This window comes from Geomonas paludis (assembly GCF_014193585.1).
Classification (GTDB): Bacteria; Desulfobacterota; Desulfuromonadia; order Geobacterales; family Geobacteraceae; genus Geomonas; species Geomonas paludis.
The window spans coordinates 17,452-28,004 of sequence record NZ_BLXY01000024.1 but is presented as its reverse complement, the minus strand read 5'-3'; the positions used below and the strand labels follow the sequence as shown (position 1 = coordinate 28,004).

The window sequence follows — 10,553 nt, the reverse complement described above, 5'->3', positions numbered from 1 at the left end:
CGGCACTAGCAGCAGTGCGATTTAACCCCACGATAAAAGTCTTCTATGACCGGCTAAGGAACGCCGGTAAGGTGCACAAGGTGGCTATAACCGCTACGATGCGAAAGCTCCTGGTCATACTGAATGCAATGCTCAGAGATAACCAGCCTTGGAGCGATAGCCACGCTTTTGCTTGACAGAGAACACGGTTGCTTTGCGCCATTGCGTTAAATATTGGTTTCTGCGTTTCGTTTTGAAGTTCTTGGCGTCTCCGCGCCATTGCGCCTTCGCGTTGAGGCTTTTGTCTTTCTTTCCCATGAGACCGCGGCGCGCGCATTTAAATTGGTGATTTTTAATTTCGCTCCGCTATACTCCACCAATGTGCCTGCGGCAGCCGGGGCACACATGAGTGCCAAGGGGCCCACAGATGAGCAACAGCATCAGCGATTACGGCATCATCGGCAACCTGCAGTCGGTAGCGCTGGTCGGGCGCAACGGCGCCATCGACTGGCTCTGCCTGCCGCACATCGATTCCCCGAGCGTCTTCGCCGCGCTGCTGGACCGGGAGCGCGGCGGCACCTTCTCGATCACCCCGGAGGGGGAATGGGACTCCACCCTCTCCTATCTCGACGACAGCAACGTCCTCACCGCGCGTTTCCGCACCCGCAGCGGCAGCTGCACCCTCACCGACTTCCTTACCTTCCCCGAGCCCAAGGGGAAGAAAGGCCTGCGCGATTTCGTGCTGTTGCGCCTGATCAAGGTCGACAACGGGCAGATCAGGCTCCGGGTCCGCTTCTCCCCCAGGTTCGACTACGGCAGCGTCATCCCCGAGCTCACGCTGCACCCCGGACGCGGCGTGGTCGCTCATGGCGGTGACACCCGCGTTGCCCTCTCCTGCACCGGGGAGCTCGCGGTCCGCGGCGGCGACGCCGAGGGGGTCTGGGACCTGCGCCAGGGTGACCGGGCCGTGCTGCGGCTGCACTTCGGGGCACGCGAGCCCGATCCGGTCTCCGAAGGGAGAGCCGAACACCTGCTGGTGGAAACCCTCGCCTTCTGGCGCGACTGGCTGCACACGAGCGGCACCGGCTTCTTTAACGAGCTCGGCCCGCACCGGGTCCCGGTGATCCGCTCCCTGCTGGTGCTGAAGCTCCTGTGCTTCGAGCCGCAGGGAACCATGGCCGCGGCGGCCACCACCTCGCTTCCCGAGGCGATCGGCGGGGTGCGCAACTGGGACTACCGCTACTCCTGGGTGCGCGACACCTCCATGGCGCTCACCGCGCTGTTCGAGGTGGGACACTTCGACGAGGTGCAGAGCTACCTGGGCTGGCTGGAACAGGTGATCCTGAAGAGCAGGAGAAACGAACTGCAGGTGATGTACCGCATGGACGGCTCCGGCAAGCTCGACGAACACGAACTGCCGCACCTCGAGGGATACCGCGGCTCCGCGCCGGTACGCATCGGCAACCAGGCCTCGGAGCAGAAGCAGTTCAGCATCTAACGGCCATGTGCTGATCGCGGCCCACCTGGCGCTCAGCCGCAACCGCGACACCGCCCCCCGGATGTGGCAGGGCCTGAGCCTCATGTGCGATTTCGCGCGGGACCACTGGCGCGAGGCGGACTGGAGCATCTGGGAGATCCGCGGCGAGCCCAGGCACTACGTCCACTCCAAATCCATGTGCTGGGTCACCCTGGACCGCGGCCTGCGCATCGCACGGCACCTCTGGCTCCCCCCGGGAGTGGGATGGGAGGCGGCGCGCGCGGAGATCGGCAGTGAGGTGCAGTCGCGCGGCTGGAGCGAGACGCGGCAGGCCTACACCATGTGGTACGACTGCGACACCCTGGACGGCAGCGCGCTGCTCATGTCCATCAGCGACTTCATCCCCTACGACGATCCGCGCATGCTGGCCACGGTGGAGGCCCTGCGCATGGACCTCACCGAGGACGGCTTCCTCTACCGCTACCGGACCGACGACGGGCTCCCCGGGCGCGACGGCACCTTCCTCGCCTGCACGCTGTGGCTGATCACCAACCTGGCCAAGCAGGGGGAGATCGAGGAGGCGGACCTCCTGTTGGGACGCGTGAACCAGGTGGGGGGCCACCTGCACCTCCTGGCCGAAGAGTACGATCCCATCTGGCAGGAGCAGCTGGGCAACTTCCCGCAGGCCTTCAGCCACGAGGCGTACATCGTCGCCGCCACCGCGCTCGCCAACGCCAAGGCGGACGAACGGCGCAGGCCCGAGCCCCCTGAGCTGTTCCTCCCCGAGGCGCCACACGGCAAAGCTGCCGCCACCCCGCAGCAACTGGCGCGCCTGCTGGCCGAGGTGGCCCGCGATCACGCCGAGGAGGGACATCCCGACTACGGCAGGCTCGCCAGGGCCGGCATGCGGGAGAGACTCGCCGAGGCCTTGGCATCGCTGGTGGCCTTCGACCTGGACAGCCTGCAGGATGTCGCCGAGCGGACCAGCTACTGGTGCAACCTGCACGCCCTGGTGGTGATCCACGCCGTGCTCGCGCTTAAGCCGCGGGTGTCGGTGAAGGAGATCCCCAAGTTCTACCGCAAGGCGGGATGCCGCATCGGCCGGGAGGAGTACAGCGCCGAGGCGATCCTGCACGGCATCCTGCGCGGCAACCGCCCGGCGCCGGGCTGGCTCCTCCCTCCCCTTCCCCCCGGCGACCCGCGCCTGCACCGCTCAATCCGCCCCAGCGACCCGCGGGTCCTGTTCGCGGTCCACACCGCCACCGCCTCGTCGCCTCCCATCACCGTCCTCACCCCGGCGACCCTGGAGGCCGACCTGTCATCGGCGCTGCGGCGTTACCTCGGGCGGGAGGCGCGCCTGGACCTGGCGGAAAGGAAGCTTACCCTGCCGCGCATCTTCAAGTGGTTCGACGACCCGGGCCGGACGGCACACGACGTGGCGGTGTTCGTGGCCGGCTACACCGATGCCGACACCGCCCGGGAAATCAGGGAACACCCGGAATCGTTCCAACTCGAGTACGCGCAGTACGACTGGAGGCTGACCCCGCGTCGGCGCTGAGGCCGGAACAACGTGTCACGGTCATCAGACGTTAACGGCGCATAGACTGCGGCGACAGGTTCAGACCGCGCGCCGCGGGAGGAAACGGCATGAAACAGGCCATCGTGGAACGGGTTGAGGTCAACTGCTACCGCATCCCCACCGAGGAGCGCGAATCCGACGGCACCTACCGCTGGGAAGACACCATCCTGGTGGCGACCCACATCCACGGCGCGGGGGAAAAGGGTTTCGGCTACAGCTACGCCTCCCCCGCCGCCGCAACCCTGATCAAGGACAAGCTGGGCGACCTCTTGCGCGGGCGCAACGCGCTGGACATTGCCGCCTGCTGGGTGCTCCTCACCGGGGCGCTGCGCAACCTGGGCAACGCCGGCATCGGCATGATGGCGGTCTCGGCGCTGGATGCCGCCCTGTGGGACCTGAAGGCCCGGCTGCTCGGGGTGCCGCTGGTCTCGCTGCTGGGCGAGGCGCGCGAGCGGGTCCCGGTCTACGGCAGCGGCGGCTTCACCTCGTACCCGGTGGACAAGCTGCAGCGGCAGCTCTCCGGCTGGGTGGGACAGGGGATCGGCCGGGTCAAGATGAAGGTCGGGCGCGACGCCAAGGCCGACCCGGAACGGGTCAGGGCCGCCCGGCAGGCGATCGGGGCGGAAGCGGAGCTCATGGTGGACGCCAACGGCGGCTACGCCCGCAAGCAGGCCCTCGCCCTGGCCGCCGACTTCGCGGCGCAGGGGGTGACCTGGTTCGAGGAGCCGGTACCGCACCAGGACCGGGAGGGGCTGCGCCTCGTGCGCGACCTGGCCCCGGAGGGGATGGAGATCTCCTCGGGCGAGTACGGCTTCAACCTCGGCTATTTCCTCGACCTTTTGCGCGGAGGCTGCGTCGACGTGCTCCAGGCCGACGCCACCCGCTGCGGGGTGACCGGGTTCCTGGAGGCCGCCGCCCTGTGCGGCGCCTGGGGGCTCCCCATGTCGTCCCACTGCGCGCCGGCGCTGCACCTGCACCTGTGCTGCGCCGCGACACCCGTTCGCCACCTGGAATACTTCCACGACCACGTGCGCATCGAGCGGATGCTGTTCGACGGGGTCATCGAGCCGTGGCACGGCACGCTGGCGCCCGACCTGGAGCGCCCCGGCCACGGCCTGACGCTGCGGGTAACGGAGGCGGAAAGGTTCCAGATCTGACCAGGGAGGAGCGATGAGCGAAGCAGACAAAAAGGGGAATGAAACGGTGAACGCCAACGCGCTCGAGGCCGAACTGCGCGCCGCGGTGGACGGCGAGGTCCGTTTCGACAGCACGAGCCGCGCGCTCTACGCGACCGACGCCTCCAACTACCGGCAGATCCCGATCGGCGTGGTGCTCCCCAAGACCACCGACGCCGTCATCAAGACCCTGGAGGTCTGCCGCAGGCACGGCGCCCCGGTGGTCTCGCGCGGCGGGGGCACCGCCCTGTGCGGCCAGACCTGCAACGTCGCCGTGGTCATCGACCACTCCAAGTACCTGCGCGGCATCCTGGACATCGACCCGCACAACAAGACGGCACGGGTGCAGCCCGGGGTGGTCCTGGACCAGCTGCGCGACGAGACCGAGAAGTTCCACCTCACCTACGGCCCCGACCCCGCCACCCACGACCACAACACCTTCGGCGGCATGATCGGCAACAACTCCTGCGGCATCCACTCGGTCATGGCCGGGCGCACCGCGGACAACGTGCTGGAGCTGGACGTGATCACCTACGACGGTGTGCGCATGACCGTCGGCCCCACCAGCGAGGAAGAGCTGGAGCGCATCATCGCCGCGGGCGGCAGGCGGGGCGAGATCTACGCCGGGCTGCGCGACATCCGCGACCGCTACGACCGGCAGATCCGGCGCCGCTATCCCAAGATCCCACGCCGGGTGTCGGGGTTCAACCTGGACGACCTCCTCCCGGAGAACGGTTTCAACGTGGCCCGCGCCCTGGTGGGGACCGAGGGGACCTGCGTCACCGTGCTGGAGGCGACCGTGCGCCTGGTGCACAGCCCGCCGTCGCGGACGCTTTTGGTGCTGGGCTACCCCGACGTCTACAGCGCCGGCGACGACATCGGCGCCCTGATGGAATTCGGGCCGGTGGGGCTCGAGGGGCTGGACGAGCTCCTCATCACGTTCATGAAGAAGAAGAAACTGCACCCCGAGGACGTCGAACTCCTCCCCGAGGGTAAGGGGTGGCTCCTGGCCGAGTTCGGCGGAGACAACAAGGAGGAATCCGACCACAAGGCGCGCGAGGCCATGAAGAAGATCGGCAAACGGCACAACCCGCCCGCCATGAAGCTCTTTACCGACAAGAAGGAGGAGAAGATGGTCTGGGAGGTGCGGGAATCGGGACTGGGGGCCACGGCCAACGTCCCGGGCGTGCCGCTGGGGTGGCCGGGATGGGAGGACGCCGCGGTCCCGCCGGAAAAGGTGGGCCCCTACCTGCGCGACTTTCACGCCCTCCTGAAGGAGCACGGCCTGATCGCCTCGCTGTACGGCCACTTCGGCGACGGCTGCATCCACTGCCGCATCTCCTTCGACCTCTTCACCCACCAGGGGGTGCAGAACTACCTGAGTTTCCTGGACAAGGCCACCGACCTCGTGGTCCGCTACGGCGGCTCCTTCTCCGCCGAGCACGGCGACGGGCAGTCCAAGGCGATGTACCTGGAAAAGATGTACGGCCCCGAGCTTTTGGAGGCGTTCCGGCGCTTCAAGGAGCTGTGGGACCCGGAATGGAAGATGAATCCCGGTAAGGTCGTCGAGCCCTTCCGCCCCGATCAGAACCTCAGGCTGGGGCCGGAGTACAACCCGTGGCAGCCCGACACCCGTTTCCGTTTCCCCAACGACGACGGCAGTTTCCCGCGTGCCATCCTGCGCTGCGTCGGCGTGGGCAAGTGCCGCCGCACCCACGACGCCTTCATGTGCCCGAGCTATCTGGCCACCCTGGAGGAGAAGCACACCACCCGCGGCCGGGCGCACCTTCTGTTCGAGATGTTCCGGGGGGATTTCGTGGCCGACGGCTGGCACAGCAAGGAGGTGCTGGAATCCCTGGAATTCTGTCTCTCCTGCAAGGGGTGCAAGACCGACTGCCCGGTCAACGTCGACATGGCCACCTACAAGGCCGAGTTTCTGCACCACCACTACCGGCACCGGCTCCGTCCGCTGCCGGCCTATTCCATGGGGCTGTTCGGGATCTGGGGCGCGCTGGGCGCCAAGGTGCCGGCGCTGGCCAACTTCATGGGACAGACCCCGGTACTCTCGGGCATCACCAAGGCGTTAGGCGGTATCGCCCGGCAACGGAGCATGCCCCGCTTCGCCCCGGAGACCTTCACCTCCTGGTACAGAAGCGGCAGACACGGCGGTCGCAGCGAGGGGCGCCGCGTCGTGCTCTACCCCGACATCTTCAACGACTGTTTCTTCCCCGAGACCCTGAAGGCCGCCTTCGAGTTGCTTACCCGGTACGGCTACCAGGTCATCGTCCCGAAGAAGCGTCCCCCCGCCGTGCGTCCCCCCATCGACTACGGCATGATCGAGTACGCCAGGAAGAAGATCCTCAAGGTTGTCGAGATGTTGAGCCCCTACGTGCGCCAGGGCATCCCGGTGCTGATCCTGGAGCCGAGTACCGCCGCCGTATTCCGGGACGAGCTATCCGAGCTCTACCCCCAGCACGAGGACGGCAAGCGGGTCACCAGTCTCACCGTGACCATGTCTGAGTTCATGAAGAAGGAAGGTCTCGCGCCGCCCAAGCTTTCCGGGACCATCGTGTACCAGGCCCACTGTCACCAGAAGGCGCTGTTGAATCCGGAAGCCGGGCACGAGCTGTTCAAGCAGATGGGACTCACCGTGATCGAGCCCCAGCAGGGATGTTGCGGCATGGCCGGCTCCTTCGGCTTCGAGAAGGGGAAGTACGAAATATCCATGCGTATCGGCGAGATGGGGCTGCTCCCCGTGGTCCGGCAGGCCGCGCCGGGAGAGTACATTGTCGCCGACGGTTTCAGTTGTCGGACCCAGATATTGCAGGCCACCGACCGCAAGCCGCTGCATCTTGCCGAGCTGCTCCTGCTCGCCCTGAGCCGCGGCAAGTAGTGCCCCTTGTGCCTTAGCCGAAAACCAGTTGCGGGCCTCCCGGCCCGCAACTCCCCTTTCCCGACGCCCCCTTCCCAGTCTTGACAGTCTTCACAGTCTCCCCCATTCTCTCGTGCCTTCCCATGACTCCCATTCTTCCCATGACTCCCATTCATTCCCATCACTCCCATAATTCCCACTCCCTCCCACTTCCCATCCCCGCCATTATAGTGTAAACTTTTTGCCGAACGATCGTTCGACCAACGGACCGATGCCTCACTCCCGGCAGGTTGCAGCATGAAACGGTGAAGCACCGCCCGCAATGTCACAACAAAGAGAGGAGTCAGACATGTCATCGAGAGCAAACACGACGGTACGGATGTTCGGCCTGCTGCACACCTTCAGGAAAGACCATGGTCTTCCTTCCCAGGCCGAGGTGGCGGTTCCCGAGGAAGGATGTTCCGCGGCAGCCATCGCCCGGGATCTCGGTCTTCCCATGGAGAAGATCGAGGCGGTGTTCGTCAATCACAAGGCGTATGCCCTGGACCACGAGGTGCATCCCGGCGACCAGGTTGCCTTTGTCCCCACCGGGGTCCCCGGTCCCGGCCGTATGATGCTCGGCATCCGTCACGCCCACAAGTAGTGTTCCCGTGAGCCGCCGCCCCTAGATGAGGGGCGGCCGGCGCCTCCCCCCTCTGAAAAACCCTTTGCTTTTCCTCTCCCGTTTCGTTTTCTCAGATTTCCTCAGATTTCCTCCCTGTGAAGGGTTTGCGGTTCGCCTCTGCTTTTCTCAGATTTCCTCAGATTTTCTCCGTGGCCAATGGTTTTGCGTCTTTGATCCTGTTTCACGATGTGCTACCGTTGCACCCCATGAAAGAGTTTCTTCTCCCTGATCTCATCTGTCCCACCTGCCTCCCGAAGGAGCACCGGCTGGAGCTGTCGGCCCGCCGGCAGACCGGGGACGACATCGTCGACGGCCACCTCATCTGCCCGGGGTGCGGGCGCCGTTTTCCCATCGAGGACGGCGTTGCCATGCTCATTCCCGGTGCGGAAAACGAAGGGCACTGGCGCTACGAGGACAGCGAGACCCTGAACCGCTATCTCTGGAGCCACTACGCCGACCTGCACAGCGTTGGCGGCAACACCGCCGCGGTCACTGCGTGGACATGCGCCCTGGCCCGATCCTTCGGCACATCGCTCGACGCCGGCTGCTCCGTGGGGAGGATCGTCTTCGAACTCGCGTCCGGCGGTCCCGCCGTCGGTTGCGACCTGTCGCTCAGCTTCGTCAAGACCGCCCGCCGCCTGGCCCGCGACCGCAGGCTGAAGTACTCACTTCCCCTGGAAGGGAACCTGCGCGAGACCTTCGAGATCGTCCTGCCCGAGTCGCTCCCTTCCGACCGTGTCGAGTTCGTCGTCGCCGACGCCCTGCGGTTGCCCTTTGCCAAGGGAAGTTTCCGACAAGTATCCTCGCTGAACGTGTTGGACCGGGTGGGATATCCCCTCGCCCACCTCTACGAGATGAACCGCGTCAGCAGCGAGCGCGACGCCAGATTCCTGTTGGCGTCACCCTTCTCCTGGACCAGCAGTGACATCCCCGAGGAGAGGTGGTTGGGCGGCACCGCGACCGGCCCCTATGCGGGCAGGGCGATCGACAACATCCGCGCCCTGTTGCAGGGGAAGGGAAAGATTCTCGCTCCCCCCTGGCGTATCGCCGAGGCCGTTTCCGTGCCATGGCACATGCGGTCCCACCGCAACCACTGCGAAACCTTCACCAGTGAGACCCTTCTCGCCGTCCGCTGATCCCTCCGCCTCTTTCTTTCTCCGCCTCTGTCTTTCTCAGATGTCCTCAGATTTCCTCCGTGTGAGAGGTTTGTCCTCGTCTTTTTGCTTTTCTCAGATTTCCTCAGATTTTCTCCGTGGCCAATGGTTTGGTGTTTGTTAGACTTGAACCTCGTGTTTTCATTCCGGCTGTGAGGATGCCACGATGGCGAAGGGAAGTGACATGGATGCCGTGGTAGTCGGTTCCGGCCCCAACGGCCTGGCCGCCGCCGTCACCCTGGCCAGGGCCGGCCTCTCGGTCACCGTTGTGGAAGGCGCCCCCACCATCGGCGGCGGCACCCGCAGCGAAGAGCTCACCCTCCCCGGTTTCCTGCACGATGTCTGTTCCGCCATCCACCCGCTGGGCGTCGCATCCCCCTTCTTCAAAACATTACCCCTCTCCGAGTACGGCCTGGAATGGATCTACCCGGAGGTGCAACTGGCCCACCCTCTCCCCGACGGGGAGGCCGCCCTGCTGCTGCGCGACCTCGATGCCACCTCGTCGCTCTTAGGCAAGGACGGCCCCTCCTACCGCCGCCTTTTTCAACCGCTGGTGGAGCGCTGGGACGATCTTGCCCCAGACCTGCTGGCGCCGCTGCACTTCCCCCGGCACCCCGTGGCCACCGCGCTTTTCGGCATCAGGGCGCTGCTCCCGGCGCACCAACTGGCCCGGTTCTCCTTCAAGGAAGCCCCCGCCCGCGCCCTCTTCTGCGGCATGTCGGCGCACGCCTTCCTCCCCCTGCAGCATCCGCTCACCTCGGCCTTCGGCCTCATCCTCGGCACGCTCGGTCACGTGGCCGGTTGGCCGGTCGCCAGGGGAGGCTCGCAGAGCCTCGCCGCCGCCCTGGCGACCTACCTCCGCTCGCTGGGGGGCGAGCTCGTCACCGGGTGCCAGGTGAAAAGCCTCGCCGACCTCCCCGCCGCCCGCATCGTCATGCTGGACGTCACCGAGCGCCAGTTGGAGGCCATTGCCGGGCCGCACCTGCCGGCGGCATACCAGCGCCGGCTGCAGCGCTACCGCTACGGCCCGGGCGTCTTCAAAATCGACTGGGCCCTGGACGGCCCCATCCCCTGGACCGCAGCCGACTGCCGGCACTCCGCCACCGTTCATGTCGGCGGCACCGCTGAAGACGTCACCGCCGGCGAGGCCGAGGTCTGGCGCGGCGTCCACCCCGAGCGACCCTTCGTGCTGGTGGCGCAGCCCACCCTGATCGATCCCTCGCGGGCGCCGCAGGGAAAGCACATCGCCTGGGCCTACTGCCACGTCCCCCACGGCTCCACGGTAGACATGACCGCGCGGATCGAAGCGCAGATAGAGCGCTTCGCCCCGGGATTCCGCGACCTCGTCCTCGGCCGCCACACCCGCAACTGCCTGCAGTACGAACACTACAATGCCAACATCATAGGAGGGGACATCAACGGCGGCGTACAGGACCTGCGTCAGTTCCTGGCCCGCCCCAAACTGCTGGCACCGTACCGGACCCCGCTTCCCGGCGTTTACCTCTGCTCCTCGGGGACGCCCCCCGGCGGAGGCGTGCACGGCATGTGCGGCTACCACGCCGCCAGCCTGGCACTCAGGGACTTGAAGTAAGTCAAAAGCGGCCACGCGCCCCAGAGTTCCCCCCTTTGTGAAGGGGGGGCAGGGGGGATTTG

At 66.2% G+C, this 10,553-nt stretch carries 7 protein-coding genes and 1 pseudogene; all 8 read left to right on the top strand.

The window, feature by feature from the left end; all coding sequences use genetic code 11:
- Window positions 1-176: pseudogene (locus H7687_RS21610) on the top strand (IS110 family transposase); the annotation flags it as partial.
- Between the two features lie 230 nt (window positions 177-406).
- Entirely contained in the window at window positions 407-1,477 is a 1,071-nt protein-coding gene (locus H7687_RS22030) for a glycoside hydrolase family 15 protein (RefSeq protein ID WP_281376747.1), read from the top strand.
- A 7-nt stretch (window positions 1,478-1,484) separates the two neighbouring features.
- Complete coding sequence (locus H7687_RS22150) at window positions 1,485-3,014, top strand: glycoside hydrolase family 15 protein (RefSeq protein WP_281376746.1); 1,530 nt, start codon at window positions 1,485-1,487, stop codon at window positions 3,012-3,014.
- Window positions 3,015-3,103: 89 nt separating this feature from the next.
- Complete coding sequence (locus H7687_RS21595; protein WP_183351328.1) at window positions 3,104-4,192, top strand: enolase C-terminal domain-like protein; 1,089 nt, start codon at window positions 3,104-3,106, stop codon at window positions 4,190-4,192.
- A 13-nt stretch (window positions 4,193-4,205) separates the two neighbouring features.
- Window positions 4,206-7,103 carry an FAD-binding and (Fe-S)-binding domain-containing protein gene (locus H7687_RS21590; RefSeq protein ID WP_183351325.1) on the top strand — a complete coding sequence of 966 codons (2,898 nt, stop codon included), beginning with the start codon at window positions 4,206-4,208 and terminating at the stop codon, window positions 7,101-7,103.
- Between the two features lie 328 nt (window positions 7,104-7,431).
- On the top strand, window positions 7,432-7,725 hold the full coding sequence (locus tag H7687_RS21585) for a MoaD/ThiS family protein (protein WP_183351323.1): 294 nt from the start codon (window positions 7,432-7,434) through the stop codon (window positions 7,723-7,725).
- A gap of 227 nt (window positions 7,726-7,952) precedes the next feature.
- Window positions 7,953-8,882 (top strand): class I SAM-dependent methyltransferase, encoded by a 930-nt coding sequence (locus H7687_RS21580; protein ID WP_183351321.1) that lies wholly within the window; start codon window positions 7,953-7,955, stop codon window positions 8,880-8,882.
- A gap of 184 nt (window positions 8,883-9,066) precedes the next feature.
- A complete protein-coding gene (locus tag H7687_RS21575) occupies window positions 9,067-10,491 on the top strand; it encodes a phytoene desaturase family protein (protein WP_183351319.1) in 1,425 nt (474 codons plus the stop codon).
- Window positions 10,492-10,553: the final 62 nt, after the last annotated feature.